The sequence below is a fragment of the Enterobacter quasihormaechei genome (genome assembly GCF_004331385.1).
Classification (GTDB): Bacteria; Pseudomonadota; Gammaproteobacteria; order Enterobacterales; family Enterobacteriaceae; genus Enterobacter; species Enterobacter quasihormaechei.
This window is the reverse complement of record NZ_SJON01000013.1, coordinates 73251-92423: the sequence shown is the minus strand read 5'-3', so window position 1 is coordinate 92423 and position 19173 is coordinate 73251. Positions and strand designations below refer to the sequence as shown.

Annotated in this window: 19 protein-coding genes; 13 read left to right on the top strand and 6 right to left on the bottom strand. The window is 56.9% G+C overall.

Annotated elements, in window-relative coordinates; translation table 11 throughout:
- Positions 1–246: 246 nt before the first annotated feature.
- On the bottom strand, positions 247–459 hold the full coding sequence (gene rpmE / locus E0L16_RS16360; RefSeq protein WP_003862040.1) for a 50S ribosomal protein L31: 213 nt from the start codon (positions 457–459) through the stop codon (positions 247–249).
- A 200-nt stretch (positions 460–659) separates the two neighbouring features.
- On the opposite strand from rpmE, the gene priA reads away from it, so the two are divergent.
- The 7 genes from priA to rraA all read left to right on the top strand — a co-directional run bounded on the left by priA (position 660) and on the right by rraA (position 8595).
- Complete coding sequence (priA, locus tag E0L16_RS16355) at positions 660–2855, top strand: primosomal protein N' (RefSeq protein WP_131637412.1); 2196 nt, start codon at positions 660–662, stop codon at positions 2853–2855.
- 119 nt (positions 2856–2974) lie between these two features.
- A complete protein-coding gene (cytR, locus tag E0L16_RS16350) occupies positions 2975–4000 on the top strand; it encodes a DNA-binding transcriptional regulator CytR (protein WP_003862038.1) in 1026 nt (341 codons plus the stop codon).
- A gap of 92 nt (positions 4001–4092) precedes the next feature.
- Positions 4093–5061 (top strand): cell division protein FtsN, encoded by a 969-nt coding sequence (gene ftsN, locus E0L16_RS16345; RefSeq protein WP_017383099.1) that lies wholly within the window; start codon positions 4093–4095, stop codon positions 5059–5061.
- A gap of 94 nt (positions 5062–5155) precedes the next feature.
- Positions 5156–5686 (top strand): ATP-dependent protease subunit HslV, encoded by a 531-nt coding sequence (gene hslV, locus E0L16_RS16340; protein ID WP_022649795.1) that lies wholly within the window; start codon positions 5156–5158, stop codon positions 5684–5686.
- A 9-nt stretch (positions 5687–5695) separates the two neighbouring features.
- Positions 5696–7027: an ATP-dependent protease ATPase subunit HslU gene (gene hslU / locus E0L16_RS16335; RefSeq protein WP_131637410.1), complete on the top strand. Its 1332-nt coding sequence runs from the start codon at positions 5696–5698 to the stop codon at positions 7025–7027.
- A 63-nt stretch (positions 7028–7090) separates the two neighbouring features.
- Positions 7091–8017 (top strand): 1,4-dihydroxy-2-naphthoate polyprenyltransferase, encoded by a 927-nt coding sequence (gene menA, locus E0L16_RS16330; RefSeq protein WP_102750818.1) that lies wholly within the window; start codon positions 7091–7093, stop codon positions 8015–8017.
- Between the two features lie 92 nt (positions 8018–8109).
- Entirely contained in the window at positions 8110–8595 is a 486-nt protein-coding gene (gene rraA, locus E0L16_RS16325) for a ribonuclease E activity regulator RraA (RefSeq protein ID WP_003862032.1), read from the top strand.
- An 81-nt stretch (positions 8596–8676) separates the two neighbouring features.
- Here rraA and zapB read toward each other — a convergent pair whose 3' ends face one another.
- The gene (gene zapB / locus E0L16_RS16320; RefSeq protein WP_022649799.1) at positions 8677–8916 is read right to left on the bottom strand and encodes a septal ring assembly protein ZapB; all 240 of its coding nucleotides are present in this window, start codon (positions 8914–8916) and stop codon (positions 8677–8679) included.
- A 399-nt stretch (positions 8917–9315) separates the two neighbouring features.
- Between zapB and E0L16_RS16315 the strand changes: the two genes are divergently transcribed.
- From E0L16_RS16315 to fpr, 4 genes are all read left to right on the top strand, one after another.
- Positions 9316–10161 (top strand): MIP/aquaporin family protein, encoded by an 846-nt coding sequence (locus E0L16_RS16315; RefSeq protein WP_063865458.1) that lies wholly within the window; start codon positions 9316–9318, stop codon positions 10159–10161.
- A 21-nt stretch (positions 10162–10182) separates the two neighbouring features.
- Entirely contained in the window at positions 10183–11691 is a 1509-nt protein-coding gene (gene glpK / locus E0L16_RS16310) for a glycerol kinase GlpK (protein ID WP_063449719.1), read from the top strand.
- Between the two features lie 123 nt (positions 11692–11814).
- Complete coding sequence (glpX, locus tag E0L16_RS16305; RefSeq protein WP_063449718.1) at positions 11815–12825, top strand: class II fructose-bisphosphatase; 1011 nt, start codon at positions 11815–11817, stop codon at positions 12823–12825.
- 96 nt (positions 12826–12921) lie between these two features.
- The gene (gene fpr / locus E0L16_RS16300; protein WP_131637408.1) at positions 12922–13668 is read left to right on the top strand and encodes a ferredoxin--NADP(+) reductase; all 747 of its coding nucleotides are present in this window, start codon (positions 12922–12924) and stop codon (positions 13666–13668) included.
- Here fpr and E0L16_RS16295 read toward each other — a convergent pair whose 3' ends face one another.
- A complete protein-coding gene (locus E0L16_RS16295; RefSeq protein WP_063865457.1) occupies positions 13669–14088 on the bottom strand; it encodes a DUF805 domain-containing protein in 420 nt (139 codons plus the stop codon). It lies immediately after the preceding gene.
- A gap of 112 nt (positions 14089–14200) precedes the next feature.
- On the opposite strand from E0L16_RS16295, the gene E0L16_RS16290 reads away from it, so the two are divergent.
- Entirely contained in the window at positions 14201–14797 is a 597-nt protein-coding gene (locus tag E0L16_RS16290) for a DUF1454 family protein (protein WP_063449715.1), read from the top strand.
- A 111-nt stretch (positions 14798–14908) separates the two neighbouring features.
- Positions 14909–15676, top strand: a complete 768-nt coding sequence (tpiA, locus tag E0L16_RS16285) for a triose-phosphate isomerase (protein ID WP_006808674.1) — start codon at positions 14909–14911, stop codon at positions 15674–15676.
- 81 nt (positions 15677–15757) lie between these two features.
- On the opposite strand, the gene E0L16_RS16280 is transcribed toward tpiA, so the two are convergent.
- The 3 genes from E0L16_RS16280 to E0L16_RS16270 form a co-directional block, all read right to left on the bottom strand.
- Entirely contained in the window at positions 15758–17062 is a 1305-nt protein-coding gene (locus E0L16_RS16280) for an SLC13 family permease (protein ID WP_112792699.1), read from the bottom strand.
- Between the two features lie 73 nt (positions 17063–17135).
- Positions 17136–17879, bottom strand: a complete 744-nt coding sequence (locus E0L16_RS16275) for a CDP-diacylglycerol diphosphatase (RefSeq protein WP_063449712.1) — start codon at positions 17877–17879, stop codon at positions 17136–17138.
- 111 nt (positions 17880–17990) lie between these two features.
- Positions 17991–18980, bottom strand: coding sequence for a sulfate ABC transporter substrate-binding protein (locus tag E0L16_RS16270; RefSeq protein WP_131637406.1), 990 nt, complete (start codon positions 18978–18980; stop codon positions 17991–17993).
- Positions 18981–19173: the final 193 nt, after the last annotated feature.

Here is a 19173-nt window from a genome sequence, read left to right as displayed (position 1 = left end):
AGTGTAATTTTACCCGCAGAGGGAAACCTTTTATTTATTGCCATGTAAGGCGATAAAATGGCAAACAGGCCAAGAATACAGAGATAAAGCTCACTATCCGTATAAATAGGATTATAATGAATGACGATGTTTATTTTTCGGGAAATTTAAAATATATATTTAAAGTGGGAATATAAATTTAAAATTAATTCAGGTGAGATATTACATGCACAAAAAAACCGCCCGGAGGCGGTTTCTTCTGGATGCTTATTTAGCGCCCGGGATGCTGAAACGCTTGTTGAAGCGGTCAACACGGCCACCGGTTGCAACATCACGCTGCTTACCAGTGTAGAACGGGTGGCATTTGCCGCACACGTCCAGGTTCAGATCGTGACCCACGGTGGAGCGGATCTGGATAGAGTTACCGCAAGAGCAGTTTGCAGTAATCATTTCGTATTTCGGGTGAATATCTTTTTTCATGGGAGAACCTCAGTTAAGGCCGCGTCGCTCTTCCAGCCCTAACGCCAGACACCACGCGATGTTGAATGTAAGTTCTTTGGCGTAAAATACACCAAAGGCGGCGAATCATACAGAATTTGACCAACGTATGCAAACTGATCCGCACGCCGCTTTCACTAATGTGTATACTAACGCGCCACTTTTCAAGTCAGGAAGATTCGATGCCCGTCGCTCACGTTGCCCTGCCCGTTCCGCTTCCCCGTACCTTTGACTACCTGCTGCCCGACAGCATGAGCGCCAAAGCGGGCTGTCGCGTGACCGTGCCGTTTGGCAAACAGCAGCGCGTCGGGATCGTAGTGTCCATCAGCGATAAAAGCGAACTGCCCCTTAACGAGCTGAAATCGGTCGTTGAGGTGCTGGACGATGAACCGGTTTACTCTTCCAGTACCTGGCGGCTGCTGCTGTGGGCAGCGGATTACTATCATCATCCGGTTGGCGACGTCCTGTTCCACGCCCTGCCCATCATGCTGCGTCAGGGCAAGCGCGCCAGCCATGCGCCCATGTGGTACTGGTTTGCCACCGAGCAGGGGCAGGCGGTCGACATTAATAGCCTCAAGCGCTCACAGAAACAGCAGCAGGCGCTGGCCGCGCTGCGTCAGGGAAAAATCTGGCGCCATCAGGTCGACGAGCTTGAGGTGAGCGAAACCGCGTTACAGGCATTAAGGAAGAAAGGGCTGAGCGAGCTGGCCAGCGAAGCACCTGCCCTTCACGACTGGCGCGACGGCTTTTCCGTGTCGGGCGATCGCCTGCGTCTGAATACCGAGCAGGCCACCGCCGTGGGCGCGATTCACAGCGCCGCCGATCGTTTCTCCGCCTGGCTGCTGGCGGGCGTCACCGGCTCCGGTAAAACCGAAGTTTATCTGAGCGTGCTGGAAAACGTGCTCGCGCAGGGGAAACAGGCGCTGGTGATGGTGCCGGAAATCGGCCTGACGCCGCAAACCATCGACCGCTTTCGTGAACGCTTTAACGCGCCCGTTGAGGTGCTGCACTCCGGCCTGAACGACAGCGAGCGCCTCAGCGCCTGGCTGAAGGCGAAAAATGGCGAAGCGGCGATTGTTATCGGCACCCGCTCCTCGCTGTTTACGCCGTTTAAAAACCTCGGCGTTATCGTGATCGATGAAGAGCACGACAGCTCCTATAAACAGCAGGAAGGCTGGCGCTATCACGCCCGCGATCTGGCGGTCTACCGCGCGCACAGCGAGCAAATCCCCATTATTCTCGGGTCCGCCACGCCTGCGCTCGAAACGCTGCATAACGTGCGTCAGCGTAAGTACCACATGCTGCGCCTGACGCGCCGCGCGGGAAATGCCCGCCCGGCCATCCAGCACGTGCTGGATCTGAAAGGCCAGCAGGTACAGGCCGGGCTAGCACCTGCACTGATTAGCCGCATGCGCCAGCATTTGCAGGCGGGCAACCAGGTGATCCTGTTTCTGAACCGCCGCGGCTTCGCGCCTGCGCTGCTGTGCCACGACTGCGGCTGGATTGCAGAGTGCCCGCGCTGCGATCACTACTACACCTTCCACCAGGCCCAGCGACACCTGCGCTGCCACCACTGCGACAGCCAGCGTCCGGTGCCGCGCCAGTGCCCGTCGTGCGGATCAACGCACATCGTGCCGGTCGGTCTGGGCACGGAACAGCTTGAACAGGCGCTCGCGCCCTTCTTCCCGGACGTGCCTATTTCCCGTATCGACCGGGATACCACCAGCCGTAAAGGGGCGCTGGAGCAGCAGCTGGCGGAAGTGCATCGCGGCGGCGCGCGCATCCTGATTGGCACTCAGATGCTGGCGAAAGGGCACCACTTCCCGGACGTGACGCTGGTTGCCCTGCTGGACGTCGATGGCGCGCTGTTCTCGGCAGATTTCCGCTCCGCCGAGCGTTTCGCCCAGCTTTATACTCAGGTTGCCGGGCGCGCCGGACGCGCGGGTAAACAGGGCGAGGTCGTACTGCAAACGCACCATCCTGAACATCCGCTGCTGCAAACCCTGCTGCATAAAGGCTATGACGCCTTCGCGGACCAGGCGCTGGCTGAACGTCAGACGATGCAGCTTCCCCCGTGGACCAGCCACGTCATCATCCGTGCGGAAGATCATAACAACCAGCAGGCGCCGCTGTTCCTGCAACAGCTGAGAAACCTTCTGCAAGCCAGCCCGCTGGTGGATAATCAGCTGTGGATTTTAGGCCCGGTCCCCGCGCTTGCCCCGAAACGCGGTGGCCGTTTCCGCTGGCAACTCTTACTTCAGCACCCTTCGCGTATCCGTTTACAGCAGATCGTCAGCGGCACGCTGGCGCTGATCAATACCCTGCCGGAAGCGCGAAAAGTGAAGTGGGTTCTGGACGTCGATCCGATTGAAGGCTGAATGCGGATCGAAAAATTTAACTCGCCTCACACTTTTTATGAAAATTCTGTAACCGATTCCATTAACTATCTGTAAAAATGGTGCTGTAAGCAGTTCGGTGTTCAGGCGAGGAGAAGACGTTGAAGTCCAGGAAAGAGGTTGCCTCGGCGACCATGAAAGACGTTGCCGAGAAAGCACAAGTCTCAACAGCAACCGTGTCCCGCGCATTGATGAACCCTGACAAAGTCTCCCAGGCAACCCGAAACCGGGTTGAAAAGGCGGCGCTTGAGGTGGGTTATTTCCCGCAAGCCATGGGGCGCAACGTTAAACGCAATGAATCCCGCACCATCCTGGTGATCGTGCCGGACATCTGCGATCCCTTCTTCAGCGAAATTATTCGCGGCATTGAGGTTACCGCCGCCGCCCAGGGCTATCTGGTGCTGATTGGTGACTGTGCCCACCAGAACCAGCAGGAAAAAACGTTTATCGACCTGATCATCACCAAGCAGATTGACGGCATGCTGCTGCTTGGCTCGCGCCTGCCGTTTGATGCCAGCATCGAAGAACAGCGCAATCTACCGCCGATGGTCATGGCGAACGAGTTTGCGCCGGAGCTGGAGCTGCCGACCGTACATATCGACAACCTCACCGCCGCGTTCAACGCCGTGAACTATCTTCAGGAGCTGGGGCATAAGCGTATCGGGTGTATTGCCGGGCCAGAAGAGATGCCCTTGTGTCATTACCGGTTGCAGGGCTACGTTCAGGCGCTGCGCCGTACCGGGGCTATCGTCGATCCGCACTACATTGCGCGCGGTGATTTCACCTTTGAAGCGGGCGGGCAGGCGCTGGAAAAATTGCTGGCCTTGCCAGAACCGCCTACCGCGGTGTTCTGCCACAGCGACGTGATGGCGCTGGGCGCATTATCTTACGCCAAACGTCACGGCCTTCGCGTGCCGCAGGACCTGTCGATTATCGGCTTTGATAATATTTCGCTTTCGGAATTTTGCGATCCGCCGCTTTCGACCGTTGCACAACCGCGGTATGACATTGGCCGGGAAGCGATGCTGCTTTTGCTGGATCAGCTGCACGGTCAAACAGTTAGCAGCGGGTCACGGCTACTGGATTGTGAGCTGATTGTGCGCGGCTCTACCCAGGCATTAACTTAAAGTAAATACCTTTCTACACCCTTATCTGGTCAAAGCCCCGTCGCTTAAGTAACATGGCGGGCTGACGAACGAATAAATACAGCGAAACGATAGTGGCACAACGAGATTATGTACGTCGCGGCCAGCCGGCACCTTCGCGACGCAAAAAGAGTAGTTCAAAAAGCAAGCAACGTAGCCTGTCTGCTGTCTCTCCAGCCATGGTCGCCATTGCTGCGGCCGTGCTGGTGGCCTTTATTGGCGGCCTCTACTTCATTACGCACCATAAAAAAGAAGAGTCTGAAGCCCTTCAGGGCAACAAGGTCGTCGGTAACGGCCTGCCTCCGAAGCCTGAAGAGCGCTGGCGCTACATTAAAGAGCTGGAAAGCCGCCAGCCAGGCGTACGTGCGCCTACCGAACCTTCTGCCGGGGGTGAAGTGAAGAATGCCGATCAGCTGACGGACGAACAGCGTCAGTTGCTCGCTCAGATGCAGGCAGACATGCGCCAGCAGCCTACGCAGCTGAACGAAGTGCCGTGGAACGAACAAACCCCGGCGCAGCGTCAGCAAACGTTGCAGCGCCAGCGTCAGGCTCAGCAGCAAACGCAGCAGCAACAGTGGACGCAAACGCAGCCGGTACAGCAGCCGCGCACCCAACCGCAGCAACAGACGCGTACCGTGCAAACGCAGCCTGTCCAGCAGCAGCCGAAAGCGCAGCCGCAGAAGCAAACGGCACAGCCGTATCAGGATCTGTTGCAGACGCCTGCGCATACCACTGCGCAACAGCCAAAAACGCAGCAGGCTGCCCCGGTCACCAAAGAGACCGAGGCGCCGAAGCAGACGGCGGAGAAAAAAGATGAACGCCGCTGGATGGTTCAGTGCGGCTCGTTTAAAGGCGCCGAGCAGGCCGAAACGGTGCGTGCTCAGCTGGCATTTGAAGGATTTGACTCACGCATTACCACCAATAACGGCTGGAATCGCGTGGTGATTGGCCCGGTCAAAGGCAAAGAAAACGCAGACGGCACCATTTCCCGTTTGAAAGTGGCTGGCCACACAAACTGCATTCGACTCGCCTCCGGGGGTTGAAACCCCCGAAATCCCCCCCATCTATCATTTAATTCAGCCCTGAGCACAGGCTCAGGGCTTCTGTTTCCCGAATCTGTAACCAGGGGGTCTGCTCGTGACAACAATAGTAAGTGTACGCCGTAACGGCCAGGTGGTAATTGCCGGTGATGGCCAGGCCACGCTGGGTAATACCGTCATGAAAGGCAACGTGAAGAAAGTCCGTCGTCTTTATAACGACAAAGTGATCGCCGGTTTCGCGGGCGGCACGGCGGATGCCTTCACGCTGTTTGAACTGTTTGAACGCAAACTGGAAATGCATCAGGGTCATCTGGTGAAAGCCGCCGTTGAGCTGGCAAAAGACTGGCGTACCGACCGCATGCTGCGCAAGCTCGAAGCGCTGCTGGCCGTGGCCGACGAAAACGCCTCGCTGATCATCACTGGTAACGGTGACGTGGTTCAGCCTGAAAACGACCTGATTGCCATCGGCTCTGGCGGCCCGTACGCCCAGGCCGCAGCCCGTGCGCTGTTGGAAAATACCGACATGAACGCGCGCGATATCGCGGTGAAAGCGTTGGATATTGCAGGTGATATCTGCATCTATACCAACCACAATCACACCATCGAAGAATTGACCTCCAAAGCGTAAGGATCGCCCATGTCTGAAATGACCCCACGCGAAATTGTCAGCGAACTGAACAAACACATTATCGGCCAGGATAACGCCAAGCGCTCCGTGGCTATCGCACTGCGTAACCGCTGGCGTCGCATGCAGCTCGACGAAGAGCTGCGCCACGAAGTGACGCCGAAAAACATTCTGATGATCGGCCCGACCGGGGTGGGTAAAACCGAAATCGCCCGTCGTCTGGCCAAGCTGGCTAACGCGCCGTTCATCAAAGTGGAAGCCACTAAGTTCACCGAAGTGGGCTATGTGGGTAAAGAAGTGGACTCCATCATCCGCGATTTGACCGATTCGGCAATTAAGATGGTGCGCGTCCAGGCGATCGAGAAAAACCGCTATCGCGCCGAAGAGATGGCCGAAGAGCGCATTCTCGACGTGCTGATCCCACCGGCAAAAAACAACTGGGGACAGGCTGAACAGCAGGCTGAACCTTCTGCTGCGCGTCAGGCATTCCGCAAAAAGCTGCGCGAAGGTGAACTGGACGATAAAGAGATTGAGATCGATCTCGCTGCTGCGCCGATGGGCGTAGAAATCATGGCGCCTCCGGGCATGGAAGAGATGACCAGCCAGTTGCAGTCCATGTTCCAGAACCTGGGCGGCCAGAAGCAGAAAGCGCGTAAGCTGAAAATCAAAGACGCGATGAAGCTGCTGATTGAAGAAGAAGCCGCGAAGCTGGTTAACCCGGAAGAGCTGAAACAGGACGCTATCGACGCCGTTGAGCAGCACGGTATCGTCTTTATCGACGAAATCGACAAAATCTGTAAGCGCGGCAACGCGTCCGGCCCGGATGTTTCCCGCGAAGGTGTTCAGCGCGACCTGCTGCCGCTGGTAGAAGGTTGCACCGTTTCCACCAAGCACGGCATGGTGAAGACTGACCACATTCTGTTTATCGCCTCCGGTGCGTTCCAGATTGCCAGTCCGTCTGACCTGATCCCGGAACTCCAGGGTCGTCTGCCTATCCGCGTTGAGTTGCAGGCGCTGACCACCGAAGATTTCGAACGTATCCTGACCGAGCCAAACGCTTCTGTGACCGTACAGTACAAAGCGCTGATGGCGACCGAAGGCGTGAACGTTGAATTTACCGATGACGGTATCAAGCGCATCGCCCAGGCCGCGTGGCAGGTCAACGAGACCACCGAGAACATCGGTGCGCGTCGTCTGCACACCGTGCTGGAACGCCTGATGGAAGACATCTCTTATGATGCGAGCGACCTTAACGGTCAAAGCATTACCATTGACGCAGACTATGTGAGCAAACACCTGGATGCGTTAGTGGCAGATGAAGATCTGAGCCGTTTTATTCTATAATCGCGTTCAATGCATTTTCATCACTGTTGATGGGGGCTATTGCCCCCATTTTTTATTGGCTAAATAACTATGACTGATATCAGCCGTACGCAGGCGTGGCTCGAAAGTCTGCGCCCTAAAACGCTTCCTCTGGCTTTTGCCGCTATTATTGTCGGCACCGCGCTTGCCTGGTGGCAGGGGCATTTCGATCCGCTGGTAGCAGGTCTGGCGCTCATTACCGCCGGGCTGCTGCAAATCCTCTCTAACCTCGCGAACGATTACGGCGATGCGGTAAAAGGCAGCGACAAGCCTGACCGTATCGGGCCGCTGCGCGGGATGCAAAAAGGGGTGATCACCCAGGCACAGATGAAGCGGGCGTTGATTATCACCGTGGTGTTAATTTGCCTGTCCGGGCTGGCGCTGGTGACGGTCGCCTCGAAAACCACCAGCGACTTCATTGGCTTCCTGGTGCTGGGCCTGCTCGCCATTATCGCGGCCATTACCTATACCGTCGGCACGCGCCCTTACGGGTATATTGGCCTGGGCGATATCTCCGTGCTGGTTTTCTTCGGCTGGCTAAGCGTGATGGGAAGCTGGTACTTGCAGGCACATACGGTGATCCCTGCCCTGTTCCTGCCCGCGACCGCCTGTGGCCTGCTGGCGACAGCGGTGCTAAATATCAATAACCTGCGCGACATCGACAGCGACCGCGAGAACGGTAAAAACACCCTTGCGGTGCGTCTGGGGCCGGTGAATGCACGCCGCTATCACGCCTGCCTGCTCATCGGCGCGCTGGTCTGCCTGGCGCTGTTCAACCTGATTTCTCTGCACAGCCTGTGGGGCTGGCTGTTTGTGCTCGCCGCACCGCTGTTGATTAAACAGGCCCGTTACGTGATGCGTGAACTTAGCCCGGCCGCCATGCCGCCGATGCTGGAACGCACGGTAAAAGGCGCATTGCTGACTAACCTGCTGTTCGTCATCGGGATTGTCTTAAGCCAGACGCTGAGTTAGCTGACAAATATCAATTAACAATTGATGATTTTGCCAACAACGCATTTCGCACGATATACTGAACACATTCGCAGCAACAGAGCGTTAAACCTATGAAATACGATACCTCCGAGCTTTGCGACATCTACCAGGAAGATGTCAACGTCGTTGAACCCCTGTTTTCCAACTTTGGCGGACGGTCGTCATTTGGCGGGCAAATCATCACGGTGAAATGTTTCGAGGACAACGGGTTGCTGTACGATCTGCTCGAAGAGAACGGCCGTGGCCGCGTCCTGCTGGTGGACGGTGGCGGTTCAGTACGCCGCGCACTGATCGATGCAGACCTCGCCCGCCTTGCTGTGCAAAACGAGTGGGAAGGGATTGTGGTCTACGGCTCCGTGCGCCAGGTGGACGATCTGGAAGACCTGGATATCGGTATTCAGGCCATTGCCGCCATTCCGGTTGGCGCAGCGGGTGAAGGCATCGGCGAAAGCGACGTGCGCGTCAATTTCGGCGGGGTAACCTTCTTCTCCGGCGACCATCTTTATGCCGATAATACCGGGATTATCCTTTCCGAAGATGCGCTGGACATTGAGTAGTTAATCGGTAAGCGAGATGCATAAAAAAGCCGGGTGGCGGCTTCGCCTTACCCGGCCTACTTAATTCATTCCCAAAGGAAATCAGACTTCTTCCATACGTCCCAGCAGCGCCTGCAAGCGATCCTGCCAGCCGTTCTGCTGTTCGCGCAGCTGGTTGTTTTCGCGCTCCAGTTCTTCGCGGCTGTGCTGAGCGTTCTGAACTTCCTGAGACAGGGAGTTGTTCTTCTCTTTCAGCTCTTCAATTTCCATTTGCAGCAGCGTGATGGTGTCAATCGCCTGCTGTACTTTCGATTCCAGTTTCTCAAACACTTCTAAAGACATGATCCTACCTCTCCTGAATTGCAAGGCGACGCTTTAAGATAAACGCGCACAACATATGTTCCGATTGTATGGAGCGCCGTCGCCCCTGTCCAGCGGCATGCCACGCAGATCGCGGTTTGCAACACTTTTCGGCCTCGTCCTGGTGCGTTCGCCGCATATACCCCTAAGTTGTTAACCCATAAGTTAAAGAAATGATTCAGCCCATAATCATTATCTGATGCAAAAACGCGCTTTATGGCGCGAAAACGCTCATTTTATTGACACAGACCACACATTTCGATTTCGATATTTCTCGTTTGTGCTCGTTAACGATAAATTAACACTGTGTCTACAGGACACCGTGACTGTCACGGGCGGTCACGCAAACAATAAACATTACTCTTTTGCAGGATTCCGATTATGAGTCAGACATCAACCTTAAAAGGCCAGTGCATTGCCGAGTTTCTGGGTACCGGGTTGTTGATATTCTTCGGAGTAGGCTGTGTCGCTGCACTGAAAGTGGCGGGTGCCAGTTTTGGTCAGTGGGAAATCAGTATTATCTGGGGTCTGGGCGTGGCGATGGCCATCTACCTGACCGCAGGCGTTTCCGGCGCACATCTTAACCCGGCGGTGACCATCGCATTGTGGCTGTTCGCGTGCTTTGACGGACGCAAAGTTGTCCCTTTCATCATTTCACAATTTGCCGGCGCCTTTTGCGCAGCGGCGTTAGTTTACGGGCTTTATTACAATCTTTTCAGCGACTTCGAGCAGACGCACCACATGGTGCGTGGTAGTGTCGAAAGTCTGGATCTGGCGGGCATTTTCTCAACGTATCCGAATCCGCATATTAATTTTGTGCAGGCGTTCGCAGTTGAAATGGTGATTACCGCTATTCTGATGGGCGTCATTATGGCGCTGGGCGACGACGGAAACGGCATTCCGCGCGGCCCGCTGGCGCCGCTGCTGATTGGCCTCCTGATTGCGGTTATCGGCGCGTCGATGGGGCCGCTGACCGGCTTTGCGATGAACCCGGCGCGCGACCTGGGCCCAAAAACCTTCGCCTTCTTTGCCGGATGGGGCGACGTCGCCTTCACTGGCGGCAAGGACATTCCTTACTTCCTGGTTCCGCTGTTCGGGCCAATCGTAGGGGCGGCGCTGGGCGCATTTGGCTATCGCAAATTAATTGGTCGCCACTTACCGTGCGACACCTGTGTGGAAGAGGAAAAAGAGACGACTTCCACCGCACAACAAAAAGCTTCGCTGTAATCTGACTACGGGACACATACCATGACCGAAAAAAAATATATCGTTGCGCTCGACCAGGGCACTACCAGCTCCCGCGCTGTCGTAATGGATCACGACGCGAACATTGTCAGCGTGTCTCAACGCGAATTTGAGCAAATATATCCGCGTCCAGGCTGGGTAGAACACGACCCAATGGAGATCTGGGCGTCACAAAGCTCCACGCTGGTGGAAGTACTGGCAAAAGCCGACATCAGTTCTGACGAGATTGCCGCTATCGGTATCACCAACCAGCGTGAAACCACCGTTGTCTGGGAGCGCGAAACCGGTAAGCCAATCTACAATGCCATTGTCTGGCAGTGCCGCCGCACGTCAGAGATCTGCGAAAAGCTGAAGCGCGACGGGATGGAAGAGTACATCCGCAGCGCAACCGGTCTGGTCATTGACCCCTATTTCTCCGGCACCAAAGTGAAGTGGATCCTCGACCATGTGGAAGGTTCACGCGAGCGCGCACGACGCGGCGAGTTGCTGTTCGGCACCGTCGATACCTGGCTTATCTGGAAAATGACTCAGGGACGCGTTCACGTCACCGACTACACCAACGCCTCGCGCACCATGCTGTTCAACATCAACACCCTGGAGTGGGATGACAAGATGCTGGACGCGCTGGACATTCCGCGCGCCATGCTGCCGCAGGTGCGTAAATCTTCAGAAGTGTACGGCCAGACCAACATCGGCGGTAAAGGCGGCACGCGTATTCCTATCGCCGGTATCGCCGGTGACCAGCAGGCGGCGCTGTTCGGCCAGCTGTGCGTTAAGGAAGGGATGGCGAAGAACACGTACGGTACCGGCTGCTTTATGCTGATGAACACCGGTGAGAAAGCGGTGAAATCAGAAAACGGTCTGCTGACCACCATCGCCTGCGGCCCACGCGGTGAGGTGAACTATGCCCTGGAAGGGGCGGTATTCATGGCGGGCGCGTCCATTCAGTGGCTGCGCGACGAGATGAAGCTGATCAGCGATGCGTTTGACTCCGAATACTTTGCGACTAAGGTGAAAGACACCAACGGCGTATACGTGGTGCCCGCGTTTACCGGTCTGGGCGCACCGTACTGGGATCCGTATGCCCGCGGCGCGATTTTCGGCCTGACGCGTGGTGTGAACTCAAACCACATCATCCGTGCGACCCTGGAATCCATCGCCTACCAGACGCGCGACGTGCTGGAAGCGATGCAGGCCGACTCCGGCATTCGTCTGCACGCCCTGCGCGTGGACGGCGGCGCGGTGGCCAACAACTTCCTGATGCAGTTCCAGTCCGACATTCTGGGCACCCGCGTTGAGCGTCCTGAGGTGCGAGAAGTGACGGCACTTGGCGCAGCGTATCTGGCAGGCCTGGCGGTTGGCTTCTGGCAAAACCTCGATGAGCTTCAGGAAAAAGCAGTAATCGAACGCGAATTCCGTCCTGGGATCGAAACCACCGAGCGCAACTACCGCTACAGCGGATGGAAGAAAGCGGTGAAACGTGCCCTGGCATGGGAAGAGCACGACGAGTAAGCCTATATTCCCTCTCCTCTGGGGAGAGGGTTAAGGTGAGGGGCATCGACCGCACCGGTCCCCTCGCCCCTCTCCACTCTGTGATAAACTTCGTGCAATTCCTTTTGATTGTACGAGTACCTCATGAAACGTGAACTTGCTATCGAGTTTTCCCGCGTCACCGAAGCTGCCGCCCTTGCAGGCTATAAGTGGCTGGGTCGTGGCGACAAAAATACCGCAGACGGCGCAGCCGTCCATGCCATGCGCATTGTGCTTAATCAGGTCAATATCGACGGCACTATCGTCATTGGCGAAGGCGAAATCGACGAAGCGCCGATGCTCTACATCGGTGAAAAAGTCGGAACCGGCAAAGGCGATGCGGTAGATATTGCGGTCGACCCGATCGAAGGCACGCGCATGACGGCGATGGGCCAGGCCAATGCGCTGGCGGTGCTGGCCGTGGGCGATAAAGGCTGCTTCCTCAACGCGCCGGACATGTACATGGAAAAGCTGATTGTCGGCCCTGGCGCAAAAGGCGCAATCGACCTCAGCCTGCCGCTGGACGCCAACCTGCGCAATATCGCGGCGGCGCTGGGTAAACCGCTCAACGAACTCACCGTGACCATTCTGGCGAAACCGCGCCACGACGCCACCATCTCTTATCTGCAAGCACTCGGCGTGCGCGTGTTTGCCATTCCGGATGGCGACGTTGCCGCCTCTATTCTGACCTGCATGCCGGACAGCGAAGTCGACGTGCTTTACGGCATCGGCGGCGCGCCGGAAGGCGTGGTCTCTGCGGCAGTGATCCGCGCGCTGGACGGTGATATGCAGGCGCGCCTGCTGCCACGCCATGAGGTTAAAGGCGACAGCGACGAGAACCGCCGCATCGGTGAAGACGAGCTGGCGCGCTGTGCCGCGATGGGCATCGAAGCCAATAAAGTGCTCGCTCTGAGCGATATGGCCCGCAGCGATAACGTGGTCTTCTCCGCCACCGGCATCACCAAAGGCGATCTGCTGGACGGCATCACCCGCAAGGGCAACATGGCCACCACCGAAACCCTGCTGATCCGCGGTAAATCCCGCACCATTCGCCGCATTCAGTCCATTCATTATCTCGATCGCAAAGACCCGGACGTGCAGACGCACATTCTGTAAAACCGTTTGATCGATAGAGCTTTCCGGCCCGAATGGGCTGGAAATGTTTCCCACAAGTACGGAAGATAGAAGAGAGACACAGCACAGGAGAAGATCATGGCGGACTGGGTAACAGGTAAAGTCACAAAGGTACAGTTCTGGACCGATGCGCTATTTAGCCTCACGCTGCACGCGCCCGTTCATCCGTTTACCGCCGGGCAGTTTGCCAAGCTCGGGCTGGATATCGACGGTGAACGCGTACAGCGCGCCTACTCTTACGTTAACGCGCCTGATAACCCGGATCTCGAGTTCTACCTGGTCACCGTTCCGGACGGCAAGCTCAGCCCGCGCCTTGCTGCGCTAAAACCGGGCGATGAGGTGCAGATTGTCAGCGACGCGGCAGGCTTCTTTGTGCTGGATGAAATTCCGGATTGTGAAACGCTCTGGATGCTGGCGACCGGTACGGCCATCGGCCCTTATCTCTCTATCCTGGAGTACGGCAAAGATCTGGAGCGCTTTAAGAACATCGTGCTGGTCCACGCCGCGCGTTACGCCGCCGACCTGAGCTATTTGCCGCAGATGCAGGCGCTGGAACAGCGTTACGGCGGGAAATTAAAGATTCAGACGGTGGTCAGCCGCGAAACCGCAGCCGGCTCGTTAACAGGCCGCGTTCCGGCGCTGATTGAAAGCGGCGCGCTGGAAGAGGCAGTGGGTTTACCGATGAATACCGAAACCAGTCACGTGATGCTATGCGGTAATCCGCTGATGGTGCGCGATACGCAGCAGCTGCTGAAGGATACCCGGCAGATGACGAAGCACCTTCGCCGCCGGCCGGGCCACATGACCGCTGAACACTACTGGTGATCAGCGGTACTTCACCTCAAGGGTATCTTTTCCGTATTTGTTCTCGCTCTGGGTGCCGATAAACGCGCCCAGTTCGACAACCATCATCACAAAGATAACCGTCGGCAGCAGTCTGCCCACCACCCACGGGAGGATGGAGGGCAGCATCGCCCAGTTTCCCGCCACTAGCATCCACGCCAGAATAATCAGGAAAGCCCATGCGCCGGAGCGGCCACGATCGTGCAGACGCTTCACCACCACGGCGGCGGTTGGCCACAGCAAACAGACCAGCGCAAATGCCGCGGTTTGCGTGCTCAGCCAGGCATTGTAGGCAACGAAAAACAGAAGCAGCATGGCGATAACCCACGCTGCCATCCAGATCCAGAAGTCACGGCGTCCAATACGCCCTTTGAATGAAAACAGCCACTGCTGTATGGTCATGTAAGGTTCCTTATTATTGTTTAGCCCGCATTTTACCCTGGAGTTGTGACCTTTTGACAAGCCAACCAGATATCGTTTTAATCATGGGCAATGACGGCCAGGGGCAATGTTGATGAAAAGTTCGGCACACTCTCTTTATTTGTGTTTAGCGATGCTGAGCGCCAGTTTCCCCCTGTTCGCTGCGGAAACGGCCTCTCCGGTCACCGCGCCCTATCTCCTGGCGGGCGCCCCCTCTTTCGATCAATCTATCAGCCAGTTCCGCGAGGCCTTCAACAAAGAAAACCCCTCGCTTGCGCTGGGGGAGTTTCGTGCGATTGACGGTGCCCGCGATACGCCGACCCTGACCCGCGCCGCCAGCAAAATTAACGAGAATCTGTATGCATCCACTGCCCTTGAGCGCGGAACGTTAAAAATCAAAAGCATGCAGATCACCTGGCTGCCGATTCAGGGGCCAGAGCAGAAAGCGGCGAAAGCGAAAGCGCTGGAGTACATGAGCGCCATCCTGCGCGCCTTTACCCCCACCTTCACCAAAGCGCAAAGCCAGCAAAAGCTGCAAAAACTGCTTACCGCCGGGAAAAACAAACGCTATTACGCCGATACGGAAGGCGCCGTTCGCTACGTCGTCGCAGACAACGGCGAAAAGGGGCTGACCTTCGCGGTTGAACCGATTAAGCTGGCGTTATCAGACGCACTCGAGGGGGCGAATTAATGACAAAAAGCAAAGCCTTTCGAGGGAAAATCTCTATACTGATTCACAGACCATGCTGCCCTTAAGGGTGGCCATATTCCTTAATTCGCTTATTGAGCGTGGAGAATTGAAATGCGACATCCTTTAGTGATGGGTAACTGGAAACTGAACGGCAGCCGCCACATGGTAAACGAACTGGTTGCTAACCTGCGTAAAGAGCTGGCTGGCGTGACCGGCTGCGCGGTTGCTATCGCTCCGCCGGATATGTACCTGGATCTGGCTAAACGTGCCGCTGACGGCAGCCACATCGTGCTGGGCGCGCAGAACGTTGACGTTAACCTGTCCGGCGCATTCACCGGTGAAACCTCCGCTGAAATGCTAAAAGACATCGGCGCGAAATACATCATCATCGGCCACTCCGAGCGTCGCACCTACCACAAAGAATCTGACGAGTTCATCGCGAAGAAATTCGCCGTGCTTAAAGAGCAGGGTCTGATCCCGGTGCTGTGCATCGGTGAAACCGAAGCAGAAAACGAAGCGGGCAAAACCGAAGAAGTGTGCGCGCGTCAGATCGACGCCGTGCTGAAAACGCAGGGCGCGGCAGCGTTCGAAGGCGCGGTTATCGCTTACGAGCCAGTCTGGGCGATCGGTACCGGCAAATCTGCAACTCCTGCGCAGGCTCAGGCGGTGCACAAGTTCATCCGTGACCACATTGCGAAAGCAGACGCGAAAGTGGCTGAGCAAGTGATCATCCAGTACGGCGGTTCCGTTAACGCATCCAACGCTGCTGAGCTGTTCACCCAGCCAGACATCGACGGCGCGCTGGTTGGCGGCGCATCCCTGAAGGCTGACGCTTTCGCGGTGATCGTTAAAGCAGCAGAAGCGGCTAAACAGGCGTAATTGCCTTTGTGGCGGGTGGCGCTTCGCTAACCCGCCCTACGGTTCTGTAGGCCCGGTAAGCGTCAGCGCCACCGGGCTTTTTTACAGCCGTCCCAGCAGGCTAAACCACAGATAATCCAGCGGCAGCAGCACCAGATAGGTTGCCACCGCCAGCGCCAGGCAGAGCACCATCCCCGCCTTCGCAGGCACTTTCCCTAAGCCCATCGCCACCACAATCGGCGACGCCTGATACGGCAGCAGCGGCGTGGAATACCCCAGCACCTGAATCATGATCACCGACAGTAGCGGGAAGCCGGTCGCGTCCGAGAAGCTCTGCGCCAGCGTGGTGTACAGCGCCGGAACGCCGTTGGCGGTCATAATGAAGTTGAGCGCCGTGGTGATCCCCGTCAGCGCCAGGAAGCTGGTAAACGGTTTGTCTGCATCCAGCGGCATGATATGCAGCAACGCCTCCCCCACTGCCGCTCCAATACCGGTTTGTGTCACCGTAATCGCCAGCCCGAGAATACCCGCGACGTAGATACAGGTACGCATATTCACCCCGGCGGAGAACTCCTCGCCGGTGATAAAACCAATGCGCGGCAGCATGACGATGACCGAGGCTGCCAGCCCCGTCCACGCCGGTCCCACGCCGTGCCAGCTCTCCGTCACCCACATCACCAGCACCGCCGCCAGCAGCCAGGCAAGCCGTTTTTCGTCACGCCCCATCGGTTCCGATGGCGCCAGATCCTTCGCCGGTTTCGGGCTACCGGGGAACAGCCAGCAGATCAGGCCAATCAGAATCAGGCCTTTGAGAATGCCCAGCACCGGCGTGTGCAGCAGCAAATAAGGGACATAATTGAGGTGGATACCGTATGAGCCTTCCGCCGCGCCGCTCATCACCAGGTTGGGAACGTTGGCGGGCAGGATGGTGGCCGAAAGCTGAAAGGTGCCAAAGCCTACGGCAAGCGCCAGGCCAAACCACGCCCGCGAGCCATCAGGAATGCCAGCCCGCTTCGCCATTGCGGCAACAATTGGCATCAGCAGCGCAATACGCCCCATGTTTGAGGGCATGACGAACGCCAGGGCATAGCTCAGGAGCACAACGCTTGCCACCATCAGCACCCAGGAGTCGGTAAGCTTTGCCGACAGCGCCCGGGCCGCCCTGTCCGCCAGGCCGGTTTTTCGGATCGCCACGCCGAGCACAAAACCGCTGAACACCAGCCAGAAAGCCGACGAGGCAAAGCCGCCGAAGATCGCCTCCGGCGGGGCGATTCTGGCGGTCATCGCCGCCGTGAAGAACAGCAGCGCGGTAATAAATTCTGGCAACAGCGACGTCGCCCACAGCACGATGGTGACGCCGACGATCAGCGAGGGAAGCAGCAGAGGATGCGTTAACCAGAGCGACATGCCTGTCTCCTGTAGAATTTTTCAGCAAGTCTACGGCGACAGGCAGGGCGAGTAAACGCTATTTATGGTGGGGTCACTTCAGGATATCGCATTGATGATCCTGTAATTCCTCAGCCGACGCGCGGTTAAAGGTCAGCAGATTACGCTCCGTCGCCAGCAGTACAAACGAGCCGTCCGACTGCTGCGCCATCGCCAGCGCGAAGCGTCCCATATGGTCGCGGGCTTCCGGCAGCTCTTCCGCCAGCATCATAAACGGGCTGCGCTGCACCAGTTCGTTCTCCGTCACCCGACGGGCAAGGTACTCATGCCCCTCCAGCCCGCCTGGAAAAGGTAGCCACTGGGTGCTGATTTGCCCCTGAGCCGCGTTCAGCTTCTCGCGCACGTCCGGGCGCAGGCAGGAGATGTGGATATGGAAATGGTTTTGCGTGCGCCCGGTCGGGGAGTTGATGGTCAGCGAAATGGCGCTGTCAGGTACGTCGGCGCCCCGCTTCATGCTCATAAAGTTACGCGACTGCCACGCCAGCCAGAAGAAATTCGGCGTCTGAGGTTCAGTCAGCAGCGGGCTTTCGGTGCCGTTAATACGGTACGTGGGCATCAGGAGGTATTGCAGCGGCCCGTTGCGGTCTTTAAACACCACGTAGCCAGCGTCCGGCTTCACCTGCGCACACGGCGCCGGGTTACGGTTTTGCAGCTGGTTGGGCACACACTGGTCGAGCACGATATGGCGCAACGCATTCGGATTACCCGCTTTCATCCAGTACACGCCGCCTGCGGCAAGGGCGATAACGATCAGAATCAGTAAGATAATTTTTTTCACAACGCGTTCCCTGTTTTCAGTAAAGGCAAAAGAGTAACGCAAAATGATGACCAAATAAAAAACCCGGCGGATTTCTCACACCGGGTTACCGTGTCGTGCTTTATGAAACGCCTAGCGCTTGCTGATTTGGTCGAAGGTGCCGCCGCTGGAGAAGTGCTCTTTCTGCGCTTTGGTCCAGCCGCCAAAAACATCATCGATCGTAAACAGCTTCAGTTTCGGGAAGGCGTTCTCGTATTGCTTCGCGATGGCCTCATCGCGCGGGCGATAGAAGTTTTTCGCCGCAATTTCCTGACCTTCCGGCGAGTAAAGGTACTTCACGTAGGCTTCCGCCACCGCTTTGGTCCCTTTCTTATCAACAACCTTATCGACTACGGAGACGGTCGGTTCAGCGAGGATGGATTCGCTCGGGGTCACGATTTCAAACTTGTCTTTACCCAGCTCGTGGGTTGCCAGCAGGGCTTCGTTTTCCCAGGCGATCAGCACGTCGCCAATGCCGCGCTCAACGAAGGTATTGGTTGCGCCGCGCGCGCCGGAGTCCAGCACCTCGACGTTTTTGAACAGCGCTTTCACGAATGCCTGTGCTTTCGCCTGGTCACCGTTGTTGTGGTGCAGCGCGTAGCCCCAGGCCGCCAGGTAGTTCCAGCGTGCGCCGCCGGAGCTTTTCGGGTTCGGCGTGATGACCGACACGCCCGGTTTCACCAGGTCGTTCCAGTCCTTAATCTGTTTCGGGTTGCCTTTACGCACCAGGAAGACGATGGTCGAGGTGTAGGGTGCAGAGTTGTCCGGCAGGCGTTTGATCCAGTTTTTGTCGATACGGCCGCGCTCCGCAATGGCGTCCACGTCGTAAGCCAGCGCCAGGGTAACCACATCAGCTTCAATGCCGTTGATCACCGATGTCGCCTGCTTACCGGAGCCGCCGTGAGACTGGCGAACCACCACGTTATCGCCGGTTTCCTGTTTCCAGTGCGCCGCAAAAGCTTTGTTGTACTGGTCGTACAGCTCACGCGTCGGGTCGTACGACACGTTCAGTAACTGAATGTCCTTTGCCAGAACGCTGGTCGATGCCAGCAATAATGTTAACCCCACGCCCCATTTCTTCATCGCCCAGCTCTCTTATGCAGTGTTTTGATGAATGCAGCGTGCCAGAAAGCTAACCGATGATTAAAGAATAAAAAAAGATTGGCTATAACGTGGAGGAATATAAAATGGCGGGGCATAAAAAAGCCGGGTGGCGGCTTCGCCTTACCCGGCCTACATTTGTCGCTACGCAGACCCGGTAAGCGCAGCGCCACCG